At 36.2% G+C, this 25,954-nt stretch carries 23 protein-coding genes and 1 riboswitch (1 of these 24 cut by a window edge); of the genes, 5 read left to right on the top strand and 18 right to left on the bottom strand.

Features of this window, described 5'->3' with window-relative positions; genetic code table 11:
* From BR50_RS06865 to BR50_RS06820, 10 genes are all read right to left on the bottom strand, one after another.
* A protein-coding gene (locus tag BR50_RS06865; RefSeq protein ID WP_034547380.1) for a QueT transporter family protein crosses the window boundary here: on the bottom strand, positions 1-383 show its 5' portion. It extends 109 nt beyond the left edge of the window; 383 of the gene's 492 nt are visible here — the first part of the coding sequence; it begins with the start codon at positions 381-383; its stop codon lies beyond the left edge, outside the window.
* Positions 384-387: 4 nt separating this feature from the next.
* Positions 388-433, bottom strand: a riboswitch (PreQ1 riboswitch).
* A gap of 127 nt (positions 434-560) precedes the next feature.
* The gene (locus BR50_RS06860) at positions 561-911 is read right to left on the bottom strand and encodes a type II toxin-antitoxin system PemK/MazF family toxin (protein WP_034547378.1); all 351 of its coding nucleotides are present in this window, start codon (positions 909-911) and stop codon (positions 561-563) included.
* Positions 912-938: 27 nt separating this feature from the next.
* Entirely contained in the window at positions 939-1,187 is a 249-nt protein-coding gene (locus BR50_RS06855) for a hypothetical protein (protein WP_034547376.1), read from the bottom strand.
* Between the two features lie 212 nt (positions 1,188-1,399).
* Positions 1,400-1,765, bottom strand: coding sequence for a holo-ACP synthase (acpS, locus tag BR50_RS06850; RefSeq protein WP_034547374.1), 366 nt, complete (start codon positions 1,763-1,765; stop codon positions 1,400-1,402).
* Positions 1,766-1,973: 208 nt separating this feature from the next.
* The gene (gene cshA / locus BR50_RS06845; RefSeq protein ID WP_034547372.1) at positions 1,974-3,566 is read right to left on the bottom strand and encodes a degradosome RNA helicase CshA; all 1,593 of its coding nucleotides are present in this window, start codon (positions 3,564-3,566) and stop codon (positions 1,974-1,976) included.
* 489 nt (positions 3,567-4,055) lie between these two features.
* On the bottom strand, positions 4,056-4,766 hold the full coding sequence (locus BR50_RS06840) for a Bax inhibitor-1/YccA family protein (protein WP_034547370.1): 711 nt from the start codon (positions 4,764-4,766) through the stop codon (positions 4,056-4,058).
* Positions 4,767-4,852: 86 nt separating this feature from the next.
* A complete protein-coding gene (locus tag BR50_RS06835; RefSeq protein ID WP_034547368.1) occupies positions 4,853-6,241 on the bottom strand; it encodes a UDP-N-acetylmuramoyl-tripeptide--D-alanyl-D-alanine ligase in 1,389 nt (462 codons plus the stop codon).
* A 105-nt stretch (positions 6,242-6,346) separates the two neighbouring features.
* The gene (locus BR50_RS06830) at positions 6,347-7,447 is read right to left on the bottom strand and encodes a D-alanine--D-alanine ligase (RefSeq protein ID WP_034547367.1); all 1,101 of its coding nucleotides are present in this window, start codon (positions 7,445-7,447) and stop codon (positions 6,347-6,349) included.
* 250 nt (positions 7,448-7,697) lie between these two features.
* A complete protein-coding gene (locus BR50_RS06825; RefSeq protein ID WP_034547366.1) occupies positions 7,698-8,456 on the bottom strand; it encodes a hypothetical protein in 759 nt (252 codons plus the stop codon).
* 211 nt (positions 8,457-8,667) lie between these two features.
* A complete protein-coding gene (locus BR50_RS06820) occupies positions 8,668-9,222 on the bottom strand; it encodes a LemA family protein (RefSeq protein WP_034547364.1) in 555 nt (184 codons plus the stop codon).
* A 507-nt stretch (positions 9,223-9,729) separates the two neighbouring features.
* On the opposite strand from BR50_RS06820, the gene BR50_RS06815 reads away from it, so the two are divergent.
* Entirely contained in the window at positions 9,730-11,049 is a 1,320-nt protein-coding gene (locus BR50_RS06815) for an ISL3 family transposase (RefSeq protein ID WP_034547363.1), read from the top strand.
* Between the two features lie 104 nt (positions 11,050-11,153).
* On the opposite strand, the gene BR50_RS06810 is transcribed toward BR50_RS06815, so the two are convergent.
* From BR50_RS06810 to BR50_RS06780, 7 genes are all read right to left on the bottom strand, one after another.
* Positions 11,154-13,199, bottom strand: a complete 2,046-nt coding sequence (locus BR50_RS06810; protein ID WP_034547362.1) for a BglG family transcription antiterminator — start codon at positions 13,197-13,199, stop codon at positions 11,154-11,156.
* A 169-nt stretch (positions 13,200-13,368) separates the two neighbouring features.
* Entirely contained in the window at positions 13,369-14,628 is a 1,260-nt protein-coding gene (locus tag BR50_RS06805) for a zinc-binding dehydrogenase (protein WP_034547360.1), read from the bottom strand.
* Positions 14,629-14,632: 4 nt separating this feature from the next.
* The gene (locus BR50_RS06800) at positions 14,633-16,060 is read right to left on the bottom strand and encodes a PTS mannitol transporter subunit IIBC (RefSeq protein WP_034547359.1); all 1,428 of its coding nucleotides are present in this window, start codon (positions 16,058-16,060) and stop codon (positions 14,633-14,635) included.
* A gap of 5 nt (positions 16,061-16,065) precedes the next feature.
* A complete protein-coding gene (locus BR50_RS06795; RefSeq protein WP_034547358.1) occupies positions 16,066-16,794 on the bottom strand; it encodes a nucleoside/nucleotide kinase family protein in 729 nt (242 codons plus the stop codon).
* Entirely contained in the window at positions 16,791-17,231 is a 441-nt protein-coding gene (locus BR50_RS06790; protein WP_034547356.1) for a PTS sugar transporter subunit IIA, read from the bottom strand. The genes BR50_RS06795 and BR50_RS06790 overlap by 4 nt, the downstream gene beginning before the upstream one ends.
* Before the next feature lie 482 nt (positions 17,232-17,713).
* Positions 17,714-19,084, bottom strand: coding sequence for an alanine/glycine:cation symporter family protein (locus BR50_RS06785; protein WP_034547354.1), 1,371 nt, complete (start codon positions 19,082-19,084; stop codon positions 17,714-17,716).
* A gap of 267 nt (positions 19,085-19,351) precedes the next feature.
* The gene (locus tag BR50_RS06780; protein ID WP_034547352.1) at positions 19,352-20,536 is read right to left on the bottom strand and encodes a M28 family metallopeptidase; all 1,185 of its coding nucleotides are present in this window, start codon (positions 20,534-20,536) and stop codon (positions 19,352-19,354) included.
* Between the two features lie 551 nt (positions 20,537-21,087).
* On the opposite strand from BR50_RS06780, the gene BR50_RS12765 reads away from it, so the two are divergent.
* The 4 genes from BR50_RS12765 to mnmH all read left to right on the top strand — a co-directional run bounded on the left by BR50_RS12765 (position 21,088) and on the right by mnmH (position 24,363).
* Entirely contained in the window at positions 21,088-21,243 is a 156-nt protein-coding gene (locus BR50_RS12765) for a hypothetical protein (RefSeq protein ID WP_156097503.1), read from the top strand.
* 95 nt (positions 21,244-21,338) lie between these two features.
* Positions 21,339-21,821, top strand: coding sequence for a flavodoxin domain-containing protein (locus tag BR50_RS06775; protein ID WP_034547350.1), 483 nt, complete (start codon positions 21,339-21,341; stop codon positions 21,819-21,821).
* A 455-nt stretch (positions 21,822-22,276) separates the two neighbouring features.
* Positions 22,277-23,317, top strand: a complete 1,041-nt coding sequence (selD, locus tag BR50_RS06770; protein ID WP_034547348.1) for a selenide, water dikinase SelD — start codon at positions 22,277-22,279, stop codon at positions 23,315-23,317.
* Positions 23,318-23,331: 14 nt separating this feature from the next.
* Positions 23,332-24,363: a tRNA 2-selenouridine(34) synthase MnmH gene (gene mnmH / locus BR50_RS06765; protein ID WP_034547346.1), complete on the top strand. Its 1,032-nt coding sequence runs from the start codon at positions 23,332-23,334 to the stop codon at positions 24,361-24,363.
* A gap of 225 nt (positions 24,364-24,588) precedes the next feature.
* On the opposite strand, the gene BR50_RS06760 is transcribed toward mnmH, so the two are convergent.
* Positions 24,589-25,860, bottom strand: coding sequence for a RidA family protein (locus tag BR50_RS06760; RefSeq protein ID WP_034547344.1), 1,272 nt, complete (start codon positions 25,858-25,860; stop codon positions 24,589-24,591).
* Between the last annotated feature and the right edge of the window lie 94 nt (positions 25,861-25,954).

Raw genomic sequence — 25,954 nt, 5'->3', positions numbered from 1 at the left:
AGCCAGAATGGTAACTGCAACGCTAAATACAATTCCCATGCTATCAGAGCTGAACCAAGAGTGAAAACAATCGTGTTCACACTCATTTTCAGCCAAACATTCGTTATTTTTCTTGTTATACCGCTCATTATAAGTAAAGATAAAAGTGAATGCGCAACGCCAAACACAACGTCATACACCACCATAGTTGAGAAAAAAAGATTGGAAATAAACACTCCACCAACTATTCCCAAGATATACTTTTTATTGAATACAGCTAAATGATTTAACATTTCAGCTACACGAAATTGAATCGCCCCAAAAGATATGAAGGCAAGTAACGAAGTAATTACAACATATACCGCTGCGACCGCAGCATTTGTTACCAAATTTTTAGTTTTCATTTTATTCCTCCTAGTTTTTTTTCGTGGGATGGTCAACGAACCACGTTTTAACAACTTTTACAGCATACCATCTAATCCATATTTATTCAATTTTGTTTAAATATGTACCTTTTTACAAAACCAAAACAAAAAAAGCACCCGTTTATTTACGAATGCTGAAAGATAGTCACATTCCTATTATACTTGTCTTGATAATCCAACGCTTATTTCAAGTGCATCATCGATTTTTTTCATCATTTTAAAGTCTAATTGAGTCACTTTTTCATGCAAACGTTGTTTGTCGATCGTTCTTATTTGTTCTAATAAAACAACAGAATTTTTTTCAAGATTGTACTCTTCTGCTGATATTTCAACATGGGTAGGCATCTTTGCCTTTTGGATCTTAGCTGTTATAGCGGCTATAATAACGGTTGGACTATAATGGTTGCCAACATTGTTTTGAATAATCAAAACTGGTCGCATTCCACCCTGTTCTGAACCTATAACTGGCGATAAATCAGCATAATAAATCTCTCCCCGTCTCACCATAGGTATTTTCCTCCTTATGACACTTGGTTAGAATTGGGCACCAACCTCTTTTTCACAAACTTCAAATTCATTACAAATATCAAGATTGATACGAGACATCTCTGCATATCCTTTACGCATGGTATCATAGATTATTAAATTCTCTTCTAAAAAATAATTCATAACCGAATTAACAAATTCATTTTCATCAATATTTGCGATAGCGCAATATTCTTTAACATCTTTGTAAACCTCTGGTGCTAAATTAACTTTCATTATGTTATCATTTTCATCCATTGCCCCATACCTCCTAAAAGATTACCTTTTTATACCCCATAAAAAGGATTCACTTCAAGTTCATGTTACCATGAAACGATAAGCATTGAAACCGTTGTTAAAATAAAAAACAAGTTTCATTTTATTCGGCTATTTGATTTTACATCTAAGTATATTGGAGCCCTAATCAAACTATTTTAAAATAATTATATGTATGACTATATTTCTATTGGCTACATATCTCGATCCCCCTTTTCTAATATTACTTGTGCTGCAACAATTGAATCAGTATGAGTAATAGAAAGGAATACTTTCCCTTGAAAAGGGGATTTTCCAACTACTGGTTTTCCGAAGTTATCTGGTATGATCTCAATATCTTGAAAACCTAATTTCCCAATTCCTGTCCCCATCGCTTTCGAAAAAGCTTCTTTCGCTGCATATCTTCCCGCTAAAAATTCTATTTGTCGGTTACCTTTTAACCTAGAGAAAATTTTCATTTCCGCAGGAGTAAGTACCCGACTAGGGAAGTTTTCTCTCTTCAAATAAGCTTCTTTTACTCGAGAAATTTCCGCTATATCTAGACCGATACCTACGATCATCTTATACACCTCTTTTATGCCTATATTGCTTTTTTTAATTATTTAAATCATATTTGGTACTATTAGAGTTATCTTATCAAATATTACTTCTAATGTCACTTGTAAAAGGTAATTAAATCTATTTTTAATGGTATACTCTCATTTTTCATTTAAAGCTTTTGAATATAAAAAAGGTTGAGACAAATGTCTCAACCTTTTTCTAACTATTTTAGTCTTTATCACGGATAGTAAATTTACGTTCTCCGCCAGCTTTACGACGGTTATCAGTAGATTTTCCACGGCTGTCTTTACGACGGCTGTCGCTTCCGCTATTTTTTGAATCTTTATTCCATTTTCCACTTGCACTTCCACTTCCACTTCCACTTGCGCCACCACGACGTTCAGCAGGTTTTCCACTACGGCTGCTTCCGCCACGGTATCCACCTTTACTGCTGTTTCCGCCACGATTACTTCCACCGCCGCCATGACTTCCGCCTTTACGGCCTGGTAATGGGCGTTCTGGTGTAATTTTAACTGGTACTTCATCAGCATCTTTTGTTACATTCTTCAAGAATGCAGCAGCAAGATCTTCAGCTGTATAAGTTTCTAGTAATTGCGCTGCAGCTTTTTCATAACGGTCTAAACCATTAGCGTCAACGATTGAAGATACTTCATCGATTGATGCTTTAATTTGACCTTCAAAAGCTTCTGCATTTGTTGGCGGACGTAATGGTGTTATTGTTTTTTTCGTTAAGTCTTCAATAACACGTAAATAACCCATTTCATTAGGTGTAATGAAAGTTACAGAAACACCCTCATTTCCTGCACGACCAGTACGTCCAATACGGTGAACATAGCTTTCTGGATCTTGAGGAATATCATAGTTGTACACGTGTGTAACTCCGGAAATATCTAATCCACGAGCAGCTACATCGGTTGCAACTAAAATATCTAGTTTACCTGTTTTAAATGATTTTAATACACTCATACGTTTTTGTTGAGAAAGGTCGCCATGGATTCCTTCTGCACGATATCCACGGGCTTCTAGACCACGAGCTAATTCGTCTACGCGACGTTTTGTACGACCAAAAATAATAGTTAATTCTGGTGTTTGAACATCAAATAAGCGAGTCATGATATCGAATTTCTCGAAATCTTTACAACGTACAAAGAATTGTTCAATTAAACTATCAGATAATGACGTAGCTTTGATTTGAACATGTTCAGGATTATTCATAAAACGTACCCCAATGCGCTTGATAGCAGGCGGCATTGTAGCAGAGAATAATAGTGTTTGACGTTCAGCTGGAACTTCATGGATAATTGTTTCGATATCATCGATGAATCCCATATTTAACATTTCGTCTGATTCGTCTAATACTAATGTTTCAACATGTCCTAATTTCAATGTTTTACGTTTGATATGGTCTAATAAACGACCCGGTGTCCCAACAACAATATGTGGAGCATCTTTTAATGCACGAATTTGGCGGCTGATATCAGCTCCACCGTATACTACTTGAACACGCACTTTTTTATCGCGGCTCAAACGGAATAATTCTTCTTGTGTTTGGATAGCTAATTCACGAGTTGGTGCAATAACTAATCCTTGTACATTGCGATTGGCTACGTCAATTTTTTGTAACATTGGTAAACCAAATGCAGCCGTTTTACCTGTTCCTGTTTGTGCTTGTCCAATAACGTCTTTTCCGTCAAGTGCTAGTGGAATCGTTTGTGCTTGGATTGGTGTTGCTTCCTCAAAGCCTAAACGTTCTACTGATTTTAATAATTCAGGTGTTAATCCTAATTCTGAAAATTTCAATATATTTCCTCCTAATTTTAAAACCTTAAGAGATTTTTGCGAAATACAGGCACCTTCATTACTTAATCAATGCACCTGTTTGCTGTAACTCCATATAAAAATTTGATGTTCGTTCAGTCGAATGTACACCAATTTTTTCATTTCATATAAAAAACTTGAATTATTTTTCAAGTTTATCTGCTTATCTAGTTTCACAAAACCCTCGATGGTCTCATTTTTTTATTAAAGATTGTTCTTCAATCTAAACTATTCTATCATGTATAATTTTGTTTTTCAATTGATTTGACCTTTTATTTCGCATGAACACGTTTCCTTTTTCATTTTTCTTTCTAATCTGTGAATTTGCCTATTTTAGTTTGCGTTTTCATTACCTGTCGTCCATTTTAATGATTTATTTTTTACAAAAAGAAACTAAAAGCGGCGTTTTCACACAATGCTTTTAGTTTCTCAGATTTATTTTAATTTTTTATGCGTTACTTAAAAGATAGTTTAATCTCTTCCGCCACCAAAAATACGCAACAAACCAATGAAAATATTAATAAAGTCTAGATACAAACTTAATGCCCCGCTAATAGCTAGCGCACCTAAGTTTTGTTCTCCTGAATACTGCGCATAAAGTTCTTTTAACTTTTGAGTATCATAAGCTGTAAAGCCGATAAAAATAATAACCGTAATAAACGATAGTACCATATCAGCTGGGCCACTTTGAAGGAAGATACCATTTACTAACATAGCGATGATCAATCCGATCAGTGCTCCTCTTAGTTGCCCACCTAAAGAAGTTAAATCTTTTTTAGTTGTAAAACCTACCAGACTCATACCTGCAAATGATGCTGCTGTAGAAATAAATGCTGCCCCAATACTCCCTAAGTCATACATCAAGAAAATAGAAGACAATGTGATCCCATTGATGATCGCAAAAATAATGAATCCAATGATTGATGCGCCTGCTGATCTTAATTTAGCACCATTCGAAGCCAGCTTCATGACCAATGCTATCTCAGCAATAAAAAAAGCTAACATTCCGAAGCGGGTACCAAAAACCAAATTTAGAATAAACGGGCTTTGAGATGCATAGAAGGCTGTTATACCCGTAATGGATAAGCCTAATGCCATATAAATATAAATCGAAGCGAAAAATTTAGATAAACCAGTTGTATTTACCGCTTGATTGGAAACTTCTCTTCTAGTTGTGTTCATACTAATTGATCCTCCTAATTCATTATCTAGTAACATTATACCAATTTTTTTCGATTAATCACTCAGTCTTTAGACATATTTTTGCATTACATTTGAAGAGCTCTTACAACGGAAAGCAAATCTGTTCCTAAGCTTGATTTCAATAAAATGTAATCTTCTGGTCCAATTTCGTTTTTGATAAATCGGATCAATGGTTCTTTATCACCGGTAAAGTGAAAAAGATTTTCTTCATTGAACGTTTCTTTTAAAGCTTCATAAAGTACGTTCATCTTATCGCCATAAAGAATAACCTTGTCGATTTGATTTGGGTCCAGCGAATCCTTAACGCTTAAATGCAGCTCCGAAGTTTGTTCTCCAAGTTCTAGCATGTCACCTAAAACAACTATTTTCTTACCCTTATTTTTAAATGTACTAAAATTATCTAATACAGCTTTCATAGCAGTAGGGTTTGCATTGTAAGCATCATTCAAAATACTGCTCCCATTTAGTCCGCTTAGCCATTCTGTTCTGTTTTTAGTTAACTGAAATTGGGCAAGTTTAGGAGCTGACTTTTCAATTGATATGCCTAGAACCATTCCAGCCGTCAAAGCAGCCAAAGCATTGTTTACATTGTACGTTCCTAAAACTGGTAAACTAATCGTCAAATTTGGATTTTCATTTGTTGTAAAACTGGTTTGATTCATTTGGGCATCTATACTTAAAGGATACAAATCATTTTTAGTTGATGATCCGAATGTTTTTAGTTGTTTATCTGCTAAAAATGCGACTCTATCTTGTAACAGTGATTCTTCACCTGGATAGATCAATACTCCATCTTCTTTTAAGCCTGAACTAATTTCCATTTTTGCATCTGCGATCCCAGCTCTCGATCCAAAAAATTCAATATGAGATTCGCCGATCATCGTTATAATGGCTACATCTGGTTCAGCTAAGTCTGATAAAACTTTGATTTCCCCAACCTGACTCATTCCCATTTCTAAAATAACGACTTCAGTATCTATTGGCATTTCAAGAATTGTTATTGGAAGACCAATATGGTTATTAAAGTTTCCTCGTGTTTTATGCACACGGTATTGACTAGACAAGACTGCATCTGTCATATCTTTTGTAGTCGTTTTTCCATTACTTCCTGTAATTCCGACAACTTTTGGATTCACTTTTGCTAAATAATACTTAGCTAGATCTTGCAAAGCTTTTAAGGTATCCTTTACTTGAATAATAGGAAAATCATTCTCCACTTCAGGCGGAAGTTCCTTTAATGGTTTGCTCCATAAAGAAGCTCTTGCCCCATTTTCGATGGCTTTTAAAATAAAGTTATGCCCATCATTACTTCCAATTAATGGCACAAATAATGATCCTTTTACTAATTTTCGAGTATCAAAATCGACCGAAATTATTGCTTGATCCGACCACTTATTAGTATCATTTAACGCTCCAACTGCTGTTGCAATTTCTTTCACTGTTAAAGAAATCATAATTCCGCTCCTTTTAAATTTGATAAAATGCTGAAAGAATAAGTTGTCTTGAAAAAAGTAGAGACCGGGGAAACTTATCCCAGTCTCTACTTTTAGTAATAAGCTTTATTGCTCATAATTTTCATTTTGAAAAGATAGTCGTTCTTGATGTCTTCTTAGTGCTAATTGAATCAATTCTTCAACTAAATCACCGTAATTTAATCCGGTGTTTTTCCATAAAGTAGGGTACATACTAAATTGTGTAAAACCTGGCATAGTGTTTACTTCATTGATAAATATTTCATCATTGCTTGTTAAAAAGAAATCGCAACGACTCAAGCCACTTCCATCAAGCGCTTGGAAAGCGCGTACCGCAAATTCGCGTAAACGAGCATTAGCATCCTCAGAAATTAATGCAGGTATTTGTAATACCACATTATTGTTGATATATTTTGATTCATAATCATAAAAATCAACACTTTTCACTAATTCTCCAGGAACTGAGATATGAATATCATCATTGCCTAAAACAGCTACTTCGATTTCTCTAGCTTCGATCCCTTGTTCAACAACAACTCGTCGATCATAGCGTAAAGCTAACTCGATTGCTGCAATCAATTCATCTTGATCTTTGGCTTTGCTGATCCCTACACTTGATCCGAGATTTGCCGGCTTTATATACATAGGATAAAACAGCGTACCTTCACATTGTTTGAGAACGATTTCCTTGTCATTGATCCATTCAACTTTTCGTATAGGTACATACGGGACTTGTGGTAAACCAGCTTGTTGAAAGAGTTGTTTGCTAATGATTTTATCCATACCACATGCACTAGCTAGGACACCCGCACCTACATAAGGCATGCCCATAACTTCAAATAATCCTTGAACTGTTCCATCTTCTCCATTAGGTCCATGTAGAACTGGAAAAATAACTGCATTTTCTTCTTTTATATCAGAAGGCTGAATAAGTACGCCTTCAGAACTTTGATTTTCATTAGCTGCGAATTGTACTTTATCCGAGATTGTTAATTTTAGAACATCCGAATTTTTGATATCGCTTGCTTGTTTAACAATTGCTCCTTTTACCCATTGACCACTTCTTGTAATATATATAGGTTCCACTTCATAATAATCATAATACACTTCTTTAATAATAGAAAAAGCAGTCAGAATTGAAATATCATGCTCTGCACTCTTTCCACCATATACTAGAAAGATTTTCATTTTAGTTATCCTCCGAATTTACTTAGGCGTCTTACCTCAGATTCTTTATAATTCAAAAATTATTGTACCATATTTTTTCATAGAAAAATAGCATGCCTAGATTGAAAATACATTTCTCATATAATGGTTAAACTAATTTATTCACTTCAAAAAAAAAGCCCTTTAAGCAACTCATCCGTTCACAATGTTATCAATTCATATAACATTGTGATCAAATCCAGTTACCCCTTAAGACCTTTTTTTATGATTGCTATAAACTTCTTTCTTCTTTGAAAAACCAGTTTTGGTTTTTTTCATCGAAACAAAGGTTACCTAATAAATCTTTTTCTGGAAAATCTCGATCGACAAATTTTAAACGGTCTTCTGCTAAATAAATAGGAATCTCATAGATCTCTTGTTTTATTTTTAATTTTTTAAAGGAAAAAACAACGCCTTCTTTAAGCAGCGGAAGCAAATCTTTAACTTCAGAGACTGGTATACGCGTGATCATTTTAGTTTTCTTGAAAATAAATTTATTTCTTTTATCATTTATTTTTTTTTCCATGTTAGTTGTAATATTAATCGATAAAAGGCTATAAAATTGGTCTAAATTTCGGTAATATACTTTGGTCATTGCTTCAGGTAAGGTTAAATGAATATAATTATTTTGTAATTTATAATAGAACGGTGAATGCAAATGTGTATAGGCATGTGCAATATACAACAACTCAGATATTTCAACCGGAGTCAGCTGTCTCATTAGTTCAACACTTTCAAAATCGATCCATTTAGAAGAATCGTCAATTACATGTTGGCTTCGTTCGAAGTACTCTTGGATTCTTGCTATTCCTCGAATCATACGAAAACCAGTATGAGGGTCATATTCCCCAACACCTTTAGGCGCATTTAGTAATAAGATATTTTTAATCGGTCTCTTAACGGCATCTTTATATTCATTCATTGTGAAACCTTTACTCAACACAGCGTTTGTAATAGTATCTAAATGGACATAAGTTGTTTCTGATGGCACGACACATTTCTCCCTTTGTCTTTTATCCCTTTTATTGTACTACTTGTACATCAATTAATCTGTATCAGTTAGATAATATTATGGTTACAAACACGCTGTGAAACCGTTTTATTAAGACGATACGATGACATTTACATGTGTTATATATATAACATTTGATTCTTCTATATTAAACGGTATGAAATAATTTATTGTGGCATAGAACTTTGAGTCAAAAGGATATTTTTGGAATAATTCTGTCTTCAGGAGGGGTTTCAAGTAGCTCTATTTCTTTAAATCCATGTAGTTTAGCTATCAAATTACTTGGTAAGGCTTGCAATTTGATATTATAACTAGTGACACTTGAATTATATAATTGCCTTGAATAGGCTAACTTATTTTCAGTTGTTGCTAATTCTTCTTGTAGTTCCTTAAATTTTTCATTATTTTTTAGATTTGAATAGCTTTCGCTTAAAGCAAAGACGGTCTTTATTGACTCAGATAATTGATTAGATACGTGCATTTTCTCTAGTTGATTTTCTACTGGGAATTGTTGTAATTTATTTCTCAACTGAATCACCTGTGTGAATGTTTCGTGTTCCTGTTTCGTATAATCTTTAATAGTCTCAATCAATTTAGGAACTAGATCATTACGTTTTTCGAGTTGAACCTCCACTTGAATCCACGCTTCCCTAACCCATGACAGGGCTTCTACTAACCCATTATATAAGCTGATATAAGCCAAGACAATAACGAAAGTTATAATAAACCCAATTATCCACTGCATAACTTCCACACCTCTCTTTTTACTATCGTACCAAAATGACTGCTGAAAAGCACGTAAGTCGTTAGTCCGTAAGTGCAAAGTAATCTAGTATATCATGTAATGACAACTATGCTTGCTGCAATACCGACAAGCATAGTTGTCATTTTTAGTTAGAGCTCTTAAATTCGGCTATCTCTTAATAAATGAATCCGAATTTCACGCGATTTGAAAGATAAAACTATTTTTTGATGAAAATTTTTGTCAGGAGAAGGTGATTAAACGTATTACTCATGAGTATCGAAATTTCTAGAACTTTCGATACCGTATTTCAGCTGATTTTAAAGTAAAAAAAACAGCCTGAGAAATTTATCTCAAGCTGCTTAAACGAAGATTTATTTTTTATGGCTGTATAATTTTTGGTGTGGATGAAGAAATTCATTCGCACCTATTTTTTTATAAAAAAATAGAAACAAATGAATTTTCCAGTTAGAATAAAGTCACGACAACCCACTAGAAAGGAAAATTCATATGTCTCATAATAATTGTATCCGAACTGCACTTGATTTAAAAGATAAAAATATCTTTTTTGATGAAAAATTTTGCGAGGAGAAACGAATCAAAGGGTTCAGATCAAAAGTTTTCTATGCCACTTTAACGTACAAACCCACTCACTGTGAGTGTTGTGGGATGAAGAACCACGCCTACTCTATTGTAAAGAATGGGTATTTAACCTCTAGGGTTAAATGGGTCAGTTCGACTCATTATGCAACGTCTATTCGATTAAAGAAGCAGCGGTTTCTTTGTAGAGCATGCGGTGTTACCTTTGTTGCACGTTCTCCTGAAATTGAAGAAGGTTGCTTCATCGCTAAACGGGTCAAACAGTCTATCGCGGGTGAATTAGCCGACACTATTTCTATAAAAGACCTGTCTAAACGGCATTTTGTTTCTCCTACCACTGTAGACAGAGTCTTGAAACAACTCAATCAGTCTGTTAAAAATACCTTCAAATCCTTGCCGCAACACCTCTCTTTCGATGAATTTCAATCCGTTAAAAACGTCGAAGGAAAAATGAGCTTTATTTATTCGAATGCAGACACACATGAACCAATCGATATCTTGCCAACTCGGCTGCTACTAGCTTTACGCCGTCACTTTCTTCGCTATCCCTATAAGACGAGGATGAACGTAAAAACGATTGTCGTAGACATGAACGCGGCCTACTTTACATTAGTTAAAGATCTCTTTCCTAATGCTAAAGTGATCATTGACCGTTTCCATATCGTTCAGTTGATATCACGCTCGTTGAATCAAACCAGAGTTCAAACAATGAAACAATTCCATACCTCTAATTCAGAAGATTTAAAGAATTACAGAAAATTTAAAAGGTACTGGCAACTCCTGTTAAAGGATTCAGACGACTTAAATTTTAAGGATTACCGCTATCAACGACTCTTTAAAAAACCTTTACCGAATACAGAAATCATCGACTACCTACTTACGCTCGACGAGACTCTTAAAGCGACGTATGATTTGTATCAAAATCTTCTTTATTATTCTAAAAAAAATGACTATAAAGGGTTTAAAAACCTTGTACTTAAGGCTTCTCCTAAAGAGTTATCTCCTTTTATGCAGACTGCCCTTAAAACCCTGCGTAAACACTTGCCTAGGATAAAACATACTTTTATGTATCCCTATTCTAACGGTGCTTTAGAAGGGTCAATCAATAAAATAAAAGTCATCAAACGGGTTGCTTATGGTTATCGGAATTTTCAGAACTTTAGATGTCGTATTTTGATTAGTTTTAAAGCAAAAAAAAGCAGCGCGAGAAGATTCTCTCACGCTGCTTAAACAAGACGTTATTTCCAACTAAATTTAGCTCATCCACACCATTTGACGTAGAGCCTTTTTTATTAAAGTTAACTCATCCATAGTAATTGATACCGATACGTTCTTTATATATTTGAAGAAATTATTTGATAAACTTCTTCTATTTTATTCTGATTTAGTATCTTTATAAATTCATCTGATTTCACTAATTCCATCAAATTGACTAAAGTATCTAAATGTTCCAGGTTATCTACTGAAGCAAAACAAATTAATACTTTTAAAAAATTATCTTCAGAATACCGTAACCTATTCTTGAGAATCAAAATGCTAAATCCCGTTTTAAATACATCCTTATCAGATCGAGCATGAGGAATAGCTACCCCATCTCCTATGAACATATAATACCCATACTTTTCAAAGGATTCCACTACTCTACCCATATACTTCTCAGCTACATATGAATTATCCACCAGAGGCTTGGTCGCCAAAGTAATAGCCTCTTTCCAGGAATTTACCGACTCTACTATTTGTATATGAGACCTAGGTACCTTCGCTTCTTTTTTGTTGTCAGCGGAAATTAAATCATCTAATATAAAACTGCCAAAATTATCTTTTAATGCCTTAACTAATTCCTTATTATTGCCCACTTCAACATTTGAATAAATCGTATTTACCAATTGAGAAAGTGCAATTTTCTTGGTTATTTTCATTATGCCTGCTTTTTCTAAATTTAATAAATCCTCTTTCGTAAGCATTGTATTAACTTTTATAATAGGAATATTTGTCATAACTTCTTCGAAGTCAACCGCTGTGATAATCATATCCACTAAATGCTTTTTAGGATAATCCGATAAATAATGCAGCGGGATGGTATCAACAACCTTGACATTAAATTCCCTTCCCAAGCGTTGCTCCAATAGTTTTGATGCCCCAATACCTTGGCTACAAACGAGTAAAACTTTTCTCGGTTTCTTTTCAAGCAAAACGCCTCTATGAAGCGCGGCTGCAAAGTGGATCGCTATCAGAGAGACTTCTTCATCAATCTTTCTTTTGGTAGGAAGCAGGTCGGATTCTTTTAAGGATTTTAGTGTACACTCATATACATCCGAATACTCCAACTTTACATCATAATCAATATACTGATTGGATTCCATATTATTTTTGATATTGAACAAGATCGGTTTTAGATGATTCGACAGACCTTCAAATAGTTCTTTATCCTTCGTCAAATCAACGCCATAGTATTCACTGAAAATGCGAATCAGCTTAAATACTAAACTGTCCATTTCAATCCAATAATTATAAGAAATATCTGTTAACTTAATGTACTTGCCATTGATTACCATTTTAGCTATTTCTATTAAATCTATTTCTTTCACTCTCACTCCATAAAATTCTTCCAATATCCCTTTTTCTAAGTTCAATACCTCCAGTTCGTAAGAATGAAAAGGCCTATCTGGTTTGGAAAAATATGCGGTCGCTTTATCCTCTTTATTCCGCTGCAAAACAACTATCAAATAATTACGAATTTCTTTATATGTTTCATCAGAGAAGACACATTTAAGTTTTTCCTGCATAGCGGACAAGAACTGATTGATTCCTTTTAAATTCAGATCTCCCATATATTGATCCAAAAGTTTGGAGAATAGAAGTTTATTATGCATTGTCTCTTGAGAAATACTATCCAATACTTTCCACTGGGCATCACGAATATATTTTTCCTTCCCGGTCAGAATAAATCCTTCTTTATGCTTTAATTTCGACTCTAAATTTAACTGTTTTAATTCCTTTAAAAGCTGATTGTAATCGTTCTTTATCGTAACCCTGCTGACCTGAAGTTCTCTACTTAATTGCGTTAAATTTAGCTTGCCTAAAAGTATATAAGAACTTTTTAAAATCAAATACCGTTCATTAGGCTGTAAAATAATTTCATTAACTTTCAAATTTTCCATAAATTCTTTAATTTTTTCTTTAATCGATTTGTCGACCTGATCGAAGAGAGCAAAGGAAGATGAAAGGAGGCCATTCTTATATAGAACATCTCCAATATTATCCAAGTCATACCTTACCGTTCGTTTACTGACATTGAATTGCTTAGACAAGGAATCAATTGACCTGACTGGATTTTTCAGCAATTCCCTAATGATGTCGATTTCTCTAAAAGTAAGCATATCTTCCTCCTTTCCGATAAACTAAAAATAACAAATGTTATAGATTCAAAAACTGGTCGCTGCAGTATCTAGGATGATCATCCTAGATACTGCAGCGACCTAAGTTTGTTGTCTATACTATTTTAACAGTTTCGGTACAAAAATAATACCGAATATTAAACCACTATTGTCATTGATCACTTAGATTTTCAAGCAAATATTTTTCTGCTTCTTCATTCCATATTCCGTCGTGTTTTTCTATTAATCTGTGAACTTCCATGAAGACAGGGTCAGTCTTCCCTTTTTCTTCGAACTCTTCCAGACTTGTTAACTTTAACGAGATATGCGGATAGATAGCATTTTTACCGGCGCTGGAATTTTTCATTCCTAATATCATTTCCGGCGTCGCTTCTAAGCCGCCTATATGTGTGATCATCATTGAAGGATTAATTTTTCCTTCTTCAGTCAGTTTTAACGATAGTTTCATGTCATCCGTAGATCCTCCAGAAGTCCCCACAATATGAGTAGACGCATAATGAACATTATACAGATTGATTGGTACTGTAAACTTTTTATCCGTAGGACCTGCAAAGAAATTCAGGCAACCGTCATTTCCCAAAATACTGTCAGCTAAAACAAGCAGAGGTTCCACTGCCGCAAATACGAATACATCATCAAATCCTTGATTATCCGACAACTCCATTAAATGATCCATCTGGTTTTCAACTTCTCCTACATTCACATACACTAGCTCAATGCCCTTTTCCTTCGCAGCACTCGGAGGGATCAATTTTTTCAGACGATCGATTCTTTTTTGATCTATTTCTGTAGCCACAATTTTCTTTATACCCAAGTTGCCATTTACTGCATAATCGAGAGCACCAATCCCCATCGGACCGCCACAACCAAGTAAAGCAAGTTGCCCTCCCTTTTTCACTCCCATTTCATGCTTATACACATAAGGTGTTGTGTGGTAATTCGCGTTGAATGCACCAATGATACAGGACATCGGTTCTGCAAGTGAGCCATTAGCAAAATAGGTCCCGTTATAAGGAAGCACACATCCTAAGTCGATAGCAACTTTTGGGATAATACAATATGTCGCATCACCTCCAAAAAATTCATAACTATAACCGGCAGAATAACCGTTATCTAGGCCCATAGCCGGTTGAAGAACAAACCTGTCTCCTTCGTTAAATTGTTCTTTTATTTTATCTCCAACTTTTACAATAAACCCTCCGAATTCATGGCCGACAATGATTGGATGCTCCTCTAAATTTTCCGGAACTCGCTTGTGATCCTCTCCAAGAATGGTTGCTTTATAAGTAGATAAACAAGCCGTATCACTAATGACTTCTACCAACAGTTCCTCTTCACCGATTTCAGGAAGATCGAATTCTCTCACTCTTAAATCTTTTTTTCCGTAGAGTGCAACAGCTTTGGTTCTCATCTAATCATCCCTCTTTCAATTCATTTAATAAGTCCTGTAGATTTGAATCCTCAATATAATTTTCTATAGTGACAATTCTTGTATTCGGGTGTTTCATGCGTGTTCTTTCAAGTAAGTTTTTGTGTACGACGATAATATCCGACTCTTCAGGAACATCCTCAATACGATAATTTTTAACTTCGATTTCATCTAAATCCACTTTTTTCAGCCTCTTCTTGAAGGTCGTAGCGCCTAGTGCACTGCTTCCTAATCCAGCATCACAAGCAAAAGCGATTTTTTTAACCGGTTGAGCAACTGTTGTAGTTCCTGAAGCGTATAAGTTTTTTCCCTCAGTTTTCATTCGTTTTGATTTTTCAACAGAAGCTTCAAATTCATCCTCTTCATCATCTATGCTTTTATCTGCTTTTAAAATAGCAGCAGTAACTAAGAATGAAACGACTGTTCCAACAAGTACTCCCGCTATGATTCCAATAAAATTGCCTCGTGGTGTCAGTGCGAGATAGGCAAAGATAGAACCAGGACTTGGTCCAGCGACTAAACCTGCACCGAAGATTTGAAATGTTAGTACCCCGGACATACCACCAGCAATCATCCCTAAAATTGTTATCGGTTTCATCAAAACATAAGGGAAATACAATTCATGGATACCGCCGAAGAAGTGAATAATAATTGCACCTGGTGCAGTTCTTCTGGCAACTTTTTTACCAAAAAACGTAAACGCTAACAATAAACCTAGTCCAGGTCCCGGATTAGATGCAACAGTAAAATAGATTGATTTCCCAACTTCTAGAGTTTCCTGTAAACCTAATGGATAATAAATTCCTTGGTCAATAACATTATTCAAAAATAAGACTTTAGCTGGTTCGTTTATAAGTGAAAGAAGCGGCAAAAAACCTGTAGAAACTAACGCCTCAATTGCAACAGTTACAAAAGAATTAGCTAATTCAATAATAGGACCAATAACAAAGAACGAGAAGAGCATTAATAAAAATCCTAATATACCGATGGAAAAGTTATTAACCACCATCTCAAAGCCAGCTGGTATCTTATCAACAATTACTTTATCAACTTTCTTAATGAGCCAACCACCTAAAGGACCGATAACCATCGCTCCTAGGAACATTGGAATTTCAGATCCTACAATCAATCCGATTGCACCAATAGTTCCCATAACTGCTCCACGCTGTCCTCCGACCATTCGGCCTCCAGTATGTGCTAAAAGTAATGGCAGTAAATAGGTTATAGCCGGACCAACTATAGCTGCGAGATCTTCATTAGGGAACCAACCGGTGGGAATAAATAGAGCTGTCAGAATCCCCCAGGCGATGAATGCGCCAATATTAGGGAGAACCATGTTGGTTAGAAAACCACCGAAAGCTTGAACCTTAGCCCGATTACTTGCCTTTATATTTTCAGTTCCTGTATCAATCATTTTTATCAACCTTTCACAATTTCTTTTTTATTATTTAATATCCATGTAATATCCGGAGTGTGATGATTCGTGAGTACTCTGTTTATATTTTTATTATCACTCTGTTCATAAAAAGTGGTAGCATCTTTCAAGCTTACTCCCCCCCTCATTTTCCTTTCGATTAATCTCGTTCTTAATACAGCTTCGTCTGCCTGGATAAATATGCTGAGATCACAAAAATCGATCAATTCTTTCCATTTATATTCATTCAGAAGCAGCCAATTCCCCTCGATCAAAACAATATCTGCATCAACCTCAGTTTTTTCTTCACTGACGTCGTGTTTGTTCCGATCGTACATCGGCCACAATACTGAGCTATCTTCCAACTCACTCAAAGCTGTTTTCAACGATTCGATATCAAATGTTTCTGGACTACCCTTGATATTATTCAACAGGATCTTTTTATTATCATCAGTAATATAGTTTGATAATAAATAGTCTCTTTTATGGTGAAAGCCGTCTATAGAAATTGATTGAAAAGTGAAAGAAGAAAAATTTTCGTCATAAATTTTTTTCAGAAAGAGACTCAGTGTGGTTTTTCCAGTTCCCGGTGGTGCGGCGAGAAAAACGATTAATCTTTTTCCTTTCTTCTCCCGTTTTTTAATGATTTCTTTTAAAAGGGGTAAAAAAACTGATTGTATCTCCTGCTCAGTATAATTTGCTTCTATATTAAATCCGTTCACATTTAATTTCATTCTTCCACCATCTTAATTACCCTAACTAGTTCTTCTTCATTTTTAGCAGACTTCAGCATCTCCTTAATCTCTTCCTCAATCAGAATTGATGAGAGGTCTGAGAGCAGTTCTAAGTGAGTCGTATTATCTTCAGTAGCTAACACAAAAAGAAGTTTCACTTCATGATTTCCAGGAAAAATAACCGGTTCGTTTAACTTCAAAAATGACATACTTGTTTTATTGACACCTTTATCCGTCGTTGCATGAGGCATGGCAATTTCAGGTACTATCACAATATATGATCCATTTACTCTTACGTTTTCTATCATGGCTTGTATATATTCCAATTCAATGTAAGCCTTTTCAATTAAAGGCTGAGAAGCAATTACTATAGATTCTTCCCAGGATGATACTTTATCTATAAAGTTTGAATTTCCTTTTAAAAATTCGCTTAACATATTTTTCACTCCTTATATTGTGACGTTAATCTTTTCCTACACCTACTTTATAATAGAAAGAGAAAGTAATAAACTTACAAATTAATTCAATTATTTGTGCAACTAATTTTAAGGCACATAAAAGAATCTCTTTGATAAGATGTGCTTTTTTGAAATCACCTTAAAAATTTAGTTTATTCATTTCCTTAGTCTATTTATTTTACTACTCAGTTCCTTCAGATTTGATTGACTTACTAGGTCTTGGAAACAATATGAGAAGAGTACTAATTTAATCGATCTAAATTAATAAGGAGTGACTCAGGTTAGCTTCTGTATTTTTTTGATTTATATATGGCCAAATAACACCTTCAATAATATTGGATTATTCTGATAAAAAATGCACAATTTTATTAGTGCAAAAAAGAACCTCTTCGAAAAGAGGTTCTTTTTCAAAAATTCATTATTATTTTATATTTCTCGCTGCTTACTTACACTGATTATTCTCATTTAACTTTTTTTCGCTCTTTTTGATAAATGCCTTCTTTACCAAAGTATTCCTTGGTCAAGCGTGCGATGACTGGACTCAACAGTAACAGTCCGATCAAGTTCGGCAATGCCATCAAGCCGTTCAATGTATCTGCAATAGCCCAGACGACGCGCAATCCGCCAACTGCTCCGACTACAATGAGTGGAAGAAAAATGAGTCGATATATCACAATTGATTTGGGTCCGAATAAATACTCCATGCAACGTTCGCCGTAGTATGACCAACCCAATAATGTTGAGAATGCAAAGAAGATCAAACCAAATGTTACGATTTTTCCGCCAAACGGCATCCCTTTATCAAACGCGACCGTTGTTAAAGCGGCACCGTCCAAGCCCGTTTCCCATACACCGGTCATGACAATAACTAGAGCTGTAATGGTACATATAACAAGTGTATCGATGAAGACTTCAAAAATGCCCCAAAGACCTTGTCTGACAGGGTGATCTGTTGTCGCCGCTGCATGAGCAATAGGTGCGCTTCCCAGCCCAGCTTCATTTGTAAAGACCCCTCTGGCAATACCGAAGCGGATGGTCATTGCCATTGTGGAACCAACAAAACCACCAGTGGCTGCTGTTCCAGTGAAGGCATCATGGAATATAACGCCAAATGCCGCAGGGACAAGTTCGATATTAAGAATAATAATAATTAAGCCACCAATAATATAAACGGCTGCCATTACCGGCACTAGCACTGAGGTAACCAGTCCGATTTTCTTGATACCACCTAAAGTGACTAAACTGACAGCAATCGCTAAAACAATTCCCGTCACTAAAGGATCGATATCAAACGTACTTTTAAGTGAAGCCGCAACAGAATTAGACTGAACCATATTCCCAATTCCAAAGGTTGCTACCGTACCAAAAATGGCAAATAGTACACCGAGCCATTTCTTATTTGCTCCTTTATCAAGGTAGTACATCGGTCCACCTACAAAGTGGCCATCCTCAGTCTTTTCTCGGTACTCGATGGACAAGACAACCTCGCCGAATTTCGTCGCCATTCCAAATAAGGCCGCAAGCCACATCCAGAAAATCGCACCTGGTCCACCTATAGCTATAGCCGTACCAACACCGGCAATATTTCCCGTACCGACTGCAGCTGCTAAAGCTGTGGCCACTGCTTGAAAGGCCGTTACTTCCCCTTCACCTTTTTGTTTTTTGGCAAACATTTTGAAAAGTGTTTGTTTCATAACATAACTAAATTTAGTGAAGGATATAAATCCCGTCCTTACCGTCAAGTACATGCCTGTTCCTAAAATAAGAGCTAGTAGCGGCCAACCCCATACAAGACCATTAATCGTCTCATTGATTTCCATAAAAGTATCCATGTTTTTCCCCTTATTCTTCATTTTGTTTGCAATTATAATAATATACCTTATTTACTACTAGCATTGCAAATGCTTTTTATAACTTTTTTTACTAGTATTCAGGTTAGAAATTCAACGCAAGAGCTTTTCATCTACGTTTTTAACCTTTAAATTCAATAAACATATTCTTATCAACAAAAAAGAATCCTATAATAAAAGGTTCTCATTTCTTCATATTCTATTATTTTAGAGCTGTTGCATTGAAATGCTTAAATTAGTCTCGATTCACTACTTTTTAAATACTTTTATGATTTCTTCGATCACTCGAACGACCTTAATGACTTTTTCATCATCAACCAAGTTAACTGTATCCTTTCCTGTGTGAATGATAGTATCTAATATCTGAAAAATACCACTAGAGGTAAAAGCAACGGTCGGTATATGTTTCAAGGCAAACAACATATGATCGCCTTGAAACCAGGGAGCTATGAAGTCCATACCTGTTGAGTTAAGTATGATTGGATTCAGTAGGTCTTCTATTGCACTATCGCATTCTGTCAAAAAAACAGCTGTTGAACTCTTTTTCAAGCCGACGCCATCGCAGTTAATGGCTAGCAGGATATCCTCAGTTTTTTGAAGGTAGGTCTCCATATATGCCAACTGTCCCGGTATCGAATAATAATCTTCGCCGTTCAGCAATAACAATTCAAGACAGAAATCGATGTCCTCTGGTTTGATCAAATGACTCAATAATAATAGAATGGCGATGCCAGTAGCGTTATCCAAAGCTCCCGGAGTCCCCGTTTTCGTATCCATATGAGCCGTTACAACGAGTTTCCGTCTCTTTTTTGGATTCAGTCGGGCTATAACGTTGGCTCCATGAGAATCTTCTTTCGCTGCGTTGATCACCAGTTTTATTTCCCCGTTATTTTTAAGTAATACCTCGCCTTCATTTTTTGACACATAAACACTGGGTATGGCGAAGTCGCCGTCCTCAAAAATGGATCCATCCTTCTCAACGACCGTAACGATGGCTGCCGGATTTTTTTCTTCCAGTATCTGAACGATTTCCTGATGTTTTTCTGGATTGTAAAAAGGAAAACTTTTTGGCATGATCTGTTCTTTTGTCAAATCGCCGTGCAAGACTGCGATCTTATCTGTCAAATCACTTCTTTTCAGTTCCTCCACCGTTTCGATTTTTACATATTCACCGGTCACACTGCACCCAGTTGTATAATAGGAGGGCTTAACTGGAATAGTTTCATCTTTAAAAGTCAACTTGGCATCTGCCGTTTTGAAATCCAGGCAATCGAATTGCTGTAACTCGACGTCGTAACCTTGATTTTTGAAATAGTTTTCTACGTACGCTTCGACTTTCTTATTGTTTTCTGACCCCGTTAAACGCTCACCGATCTCCACACTGATGTAATTTAAAATCTCATCCATTTTTGTAAAGAGCTCGTGATCCTGCATGGAACTTCCCCCCTTTTCAACGTATCAGTTGATGCTCAAATCACTTGAATTTCTTCTTCGTATGTTGTCCTTCATTATATCATTTTATCGGATTTTAGATAAAGAAACACTTTTGATACCTCATATTTCCCAACCGGTAATCGCTATATGGAACAACACGATACCTTTTTCGGTGAGTGATTCATAGATACTTTTTCGAAAGTATTTCCACATGCACATTCAATATGACTATAAACATGCATAGTGTTCTATTACCTCTTATCGCTCTTCCTCTCTTTCTAAATCGCAAAGGAGCCATAAAAGTAAATAACAGTTGACTAGCTTTGGGAAACTTTTAGAGTATTATTTTTGGTACGTAACACATCTTTATGAGTTAACTAAGGTTGAATAGAATATGCTGACTTGAGAGATTTTTCTTTGCCTAATTATCTCTCAAAGAGTTATAATTGGGCTGAAATAGCCCCTGTAGATCTTCTACTATTAATCTTCCCATTTCTGTTGTGATTATCCCAAATTTTTGTCGTACAGCTAAAAGGAAGGAGTTGACTGACATGAAAAAGTTTCTCAAAGATTTTGCGGTGCTGATTGGATTACTACTGATCGTTACTGCGGGGTTTTTCATCTATGTGGCACGTGTTCTTGATAGAGATATTCCACTGGAAGGTAGAAGTGCTGCTGAGCTGGAAAATGTTTTGGAGGGTCAATAGACTGATACGGATGAGGTCACCGGTTCGACGGTCACCTCCCAAGCTTATCTAAAAGCCATTAAAAATACCCTAGATCCACAAGAGGAGGAAATAAGATGAAAACCTTGATAGCCTATGCGAGTAAACATGGCTGTACTGAAAAATGTGCGAAACTGCTGGAAGAACACTTAGATGGAGAAACTGAGAGAGTCAACTTGAAGGAGCAGACTGAAGTTGACTTTTCAAAATACGATAAAGTCGTGCTTGGCAGTCCAGTATATGTAGGAAAGATATTGAAAGAAGTAGATACTTTTGCGAAAACCCATTTAAATGAACTGGAACAAAAAACGATTGGCCTGTTTATTTGTGGCATGCAGGAAGAACATACACTGAGAAACGAACTGGAAGTCAATTACCCGACCGAATTACAGGAAAAAGCCTTAGTAAGAGAATGTTTTGGAGGAGCGTTTGACTTCAGTGACATGAATTTTGCAGAAAAAATGATCACAAAAAAAGTAGCGAAAATTGACAAGGATGTATCTGCTATTCGAGAAGATGCAATCCAAAGTTTTGCGGAGACACTAAATCAGCAACATTGAAAAATTATGAAACAACCCCTTTTGAGAATTTTTTTTGGTATACAGTCCCCTATTAAAAAAATACTTTAAACATACAAATACCCCATGGCATCATCGACTATGAAGTCATGGGGTACAACTATCTTTATAATTAAACTGTAGACCGCTCATTCCAGCTCTTGGGAAAAAGAAGTTTGTTTCCGTACATATACCGGATCTGCTGTCCGTGTTGCTGAATTTCGTGTTCCAGAAGTGTAAAAAGGTAGTCGCCCTATGCGTCATTCAAATCTGTAGAATAAATTTGAGCTATGCAAGCTTTGGAACTACTTTTGAGGCTGTCCATTACACTCGGCTGTAAAGTTATCCATATGCGCTATCATATATTACTTAACAACCTTAAAAGAAATCCCATTCAAATAAAAAGCGTGTTAAACTGTAAGTAGCGATATCAATCGAATGAAAGAAGGCAAAAAAAAATGACTCAAGTAAAATTAACCACTCTTACAAAAAAAGGCGGTTGTGGCTGTAAAATTGGTCCAAGTGACTTACGTGAGGTACTTCAACAACTTCCCACAACAACAAAAGATCCTAATCTTCTTGTTGGTTTAGATACGGGTGACGATGCGGGCGTCTATAAATTAACGGATGAACTGGCAATTGTCCAGACCGTTGATTTTTTCACCCCGATTGTTGATGATCCTTATGATTTCGGCCAAATTGCTGCTGCGAATGCGTTGAGTGACGTGTACGCAATGGGTGGAACACCGATTACCGCATTGAATATCGTGGCTTTCCCTATTTCTACCTTGGATAAAGCGATTCTCACTGAGATTTTACGCGGTGCAAGCGATAAATTACAAGAAGCAGGCTGTAGCCTTGTAGGGGGTCACTCGATTGATGACGAAGAACCGAAGTTTGGCCTTGCAGTAACTGGTACTATTCATCCTGAGCATATACACACGAATGCCGGAGCTAAAAAAGGCGATAAACTTATCCTCACGAAACCAATCGGAGTGGGTATTTCAACCACCGCCATTAAAAAAAATTTATTGACAGAAGAGGAAACTAAAAATGTTACCCGTGTCATGGCAACCCTCAATAAATCAGCGGCAAAAGTCATGAATCAGTTTAATGTTCATGCATGTACTGATATAACCGGCTTTGGGCTGTTAGGCCACCTCACTGAAATGGCCACCGAAAGTCATCAAGCATTAACCATTAGAAAGGATGACGTACCCGTCTTACCGCGTGTACGTGATCTTGCAGAACAAGGCGCTATTCCTGGCGGCTCAAGAAATAATTTAAACCATGTAAAAAGTGTTGTCCATTTTGAAAACCATCACGATGAGATCGATCAGCTCATTTTAGCGGATGCAATCACCTCTGGCGGATTACTAATGGCAGTAAGTGCACATGATGCTTCAGCATTACTTGAATCTTTACGACTCAGCGGAATCGACGCTCAACAGATCGGGGAAGTATCGGCTGGCGATGCTGGTCATATCTATGTTAAATAAGAAAGGATACTTCTATGTTTAAAGATATAACACCACATGATCTTTATCGACTAAAAGAAAAGGGAGATACCATTGTCGATGTTCGTTCACCAAAAGAATATGAAGAAGCAACAATTCCAGGTGCAATCAACATTCCCCTTTTCACGAACGAAGAACGGGCAGCGGTTGGAACAACCTATAAGCAAAAAGGTAAAGAAGCAGCACAAGACCTTGGTTTAGAGCTTTTCTCAGAAAAATTACCAGCCTTTATTCAGCACTTCAAGCAACTAGAGACACCAGTAACCGTATTTTGTTGGCGCGGAGGCATGCGTAGTGAGACCGCCGCAACGGTTGTGGATTTAATGAATATCCCTGTAAATCGTTTAAGTGGCGGGATCAAGGCCTATCATGACTGGAATAAGGAACAGTTTGGTACAATACGTATTCCACCATTGTACGTCTTAAATGGGCATACCGGAAACGGAAAAACAGACATCCTTCTTCAACTGAAGGAAGAGGGCTATCCCGTTATTGATTTAGAAGGTATGGCTAATCATCGAGGTTCGATCTTCGGTCATATCGGACTCGAACCTCGAAATCAACGAACGTTTAATCTATTATTAGGTGAAGCCTTATTCCAATATCAAGATGAAGCTTTCATACTCATTGAAGGGGAAAGCTTAAGGATCGGTAATATAACGATACCTGAGCGCTTCTATCGCCATAAAGAAATAAGTCCTCAATTATTTATTAATCTTCCCTTAGACGAGCGAGTAAAAAATATTTTAGCAGATTATTCACCCCATGATTATCACGATCAATTTATTGAAGCATTTCAGGTTATCAAACGTCGTATTCACACACCTGTAGCGAATGCGACAGCACAAGCTCTTGAAGAAAAAGACTATCCAGTAGTCGTAAAGAACCTTTTGATACATTATTATGACCTCCGATACAATCATTCGACCGCTTGTTCCGATAACTTGAACATATCGATTGAAGAATTATCAGTCGCAGATGCAAAAGAAAAAGTGAAACAGTACCTTTCCTCAAAAAAATTAACTTGAAAAAGCGAATAATCGCTCGTAAGATGATCCAGTTTTTTGGCTGTAATCGGAAACTAAAAAAAGCATCAAGATTTCTGCCGTGATCGGCTAAAATCTTGATGCTTTTCTTCTGGGATGTTAAAAATGAAAATAATCCCTTTCTACGATTAGGATATACGATTTCGCATTCACCGTCGTCATTAACAAATAACGTTGATCGTTCCTGTTTTTACAACTAGATACTTGCTATGCTTTTGGAGGTGTTCCTTCAGCATTGGATACAACGGCATCTATTTGGATCAGAGCATTTTCTGGTAAAGCTGATACACCAACTATACTTCGCGCAGGAACTCCGCCTGGGAAGAATGTTGTGTAAGTTTCGTTTACAGCATCGATATCTGTGATGTTTTTAAGGAATATATTTACTTTAACAACATCATCCATCGTGTGATCGACACTTTCTATAATTGCCTTGATATTTTTTAAGCACTGTTCAGCCTGCTCTTTTACACCACCCGCTACCAATTTACCGGATTTTGAATCGATAGGTAATTGAGCTGAAAGATGATTGTAATGAGAAAAAGCTACCGTTTGTGTAGATAGAGAACTTTTTGGTGCATTTTTTGTATTGTTTGCTTCTAAGATAAGTCCATGTCTGTCTTCAACAACTTGTGGAGGTGTACCATCTCCGTGTGACACTACTGCTTCAATTTGTACCAAGGCATCCATAGGCAATGCTGCAGCTGCAATCATTGTCCGCGCAGGAACATAGGCTACGGCCCTAGCAATAGCTGAGTCTGGGAAAAATGTTGTATACACTTCATTTACAGCTTCAACATCCGCGAAGTCTTTAAGATAGATATTGATTTTAACAATATCATCAAAAGGAACGTCAATACTTTCTAAAATTGCCTTGATATTTTTTAAGCACTGTCCAGTTTGTTCCTTTACACCACCAACTACTACTCTGCCAGATTTTGGATCGATAGGTAATTGAGCTGAAAGATTGTTGTAATGTGAAAAAGCCACAGCTTGTGTAGATAGTGAACTTACTGGCGCATTTGCCGTATTATTTGTAAGTTTTATAAGATCACCTGATTGTGGTGCATTTGGAATTGTACCTTCACCGTGTGAAACAAGTGCATCAATTTGCACCAAAGCATCCATAGGTAAAGCTGAAACTGCAACTGTCGTCCGTGTAGGAACATAAGTTGAGAAGAATGTTTTATAAACTTCGTCAATAGCGTCGATATCTTTGATATTCTTAACGAATACTGTCAGTCTAACAACGTCGCTCATAACGTGGTCGATGCTGTTTACAATTGCTTTGATGTTTTTAAAGCATTGTTCAGCTTGCTCTTTTACACCACCAGCTACCAATTTACCAGATTTTGGATCAATAGGTAATTGAGCTGAAAGATTATTGTAATGAGAGTAAGCTACTGTTTGTGAATATGGTCCGATATTTTTTGGTGCATTTTCCGTATTTCTTGCTGCTACTGCATTGTAGTCTCCCATGTTAATATTCCCCTTTTAGATAAGTTTTTTAAAAAATATATTTATTATTTCAAATTTCAGTTTGGTCATACCAAGGCTTAAATACCCGATTTGA

The organism is Carnobacterium alterfunditum DSM 5972, assembly GCF_000744115.1.
Lineage (GTDB): Bacteria > Bacillota > Bacilli > Lactobacillales > Carnobacteriaceae > Carnobacterium_B > Carnobacterium_B alterfunditum.
Note: the sequence above shows the minus strand (reverse complement) of the source record. Positions and strands in the feature narration are given on the sequence as shown.

Coding starts and splice junctions, on each gene's coding strand:
- BR50_RS06860 (WP_034547378.1), bottom strand. CDS start 911: ATGGTGAGACGGGGAGAGATTTATTATGCTGATTTATCGCCAGTTATA.
- BR50_RS06855 (WP_034547376.1), bottom strand. CDS start 1,187: ATGGATGAAAATGATAACATAATGAAAGTTAATTTAGCACCAGAGGTT.
- acpS (WP_034547374.1), bottom strand. CDS start 1,765: ATGATCGTAGGTATCGGTCTAGATATAGCGGAAATTTCTCGAGTAAAA.
- BR50_RS06840 (WP_034547370.1), bottom strand. CDS start 4,766: ATGAACACAACTAGAAGAGAAGTTTCCAATCAAGCGGTAAATACAACT.
- BR50_RS06835 (WP_034547368.1), bottom strand. CDS start 6,241: ATGATTTCTTTAACAGTGAAAGAAATTGCAACAGCAGTTGGAGCGTTA.
- BR50_RS06830 (WP_034547367.1), bottom strand. CDS start 7,447: ATGAAAATCTTTCTAGTATATGGTGGAAAGAGTGCAGAGCATGATATT.
- BR50_RS06820 (WP_034547364.1), bottom strand. CDS start 9,222: ATGCAGTGGATAATTGGGTTTATTATAACTTTCGTTATTGTCTTGGCT.
- BR50_RS06815 (WP_034547363.1), top strand. CDS start 9,730: ATGTCTCATAATAATTGTATCCGAACTGCACTTGATTTAAAAGATAAA.
- BR50_RS06810 (WP_034547362.1), bottom strand. CDS start 13,199: ATGCTTACTTTTAGAGAAATCGACATCATTAGGGAATTGCTGAAAAAT.
- BR50_RS06805 (WP_034547360.1), bottom strand. CDS start 14,628: ATGAGAACCAAAGCTGTTGCACTCTACGGAAAAAAAGATTTAAGAGTG.
- BR50_RS06800 (WP_034547359.1), bottom strand. CDS start 16,060: ATGATTGATACAGGAACTGAAAATATAAAGGCAAGTAATCGGGCTAAG.
- BR50_RS06795 (WP_034547358.1), bottom strand. CDS start 16,794: ATGAAATTAAATGTGAACGGATTTAATATAGAAGCAAATTATACTGAG.
- BR50_RS06790 (WP_034547356.1), bottom strand. CDS start 17,231: ATGTTAAGCGAATTTTTAAAAGGAAATTCAAACTTTATAGATAAAGTA.
- BR50_RS06785 (WP_034547354.1), bottom strand. CDS start 19,084: ATGGATACTTTTATGGAAATCAATGAGACGATTAATGGTCTTGTATGG.
- BR50_RS06780 (WP_034547352.1), bottom strand. CDS start 20,536: ATGCAGGATCACGAGCTCTTTACAAAAATGGATGAGATTTTAAATTAC.
- BR50_RS12765 (WP_156097503.1), top strand. CDS start 21,088: ATGAAAAAGTTTCTCAAAGATTTTGCGGTGCTGATTGGATTACTACTG.
- BR50_RS06775 (WP_034547350.1), top strand. CDS start 21,339: ATGAAAACCTTGATAGCCTATGCGAGTAAACATGGCTGTACTGAAAAA.
- selD (WP_034547348.1), top strand. CDS start 22,277: ATGACTCAAGTAAAATTAACCACTCTTACAAAAAAAGGCGGTTGTGGC.
- mnmH (WP_034547346.1), top strand. CDS start 23,332: ATGTTTAAAGATATAACACCACATGATCTTTATCGACTAAAAGAAAAG.
- BR50_RS06760 (WP_034547344.1), bottom strand. CDS start 25,860: ATGGGAGACTACAATGCAGTAGCAGCAAGAAATACGGAAAATGCACCA.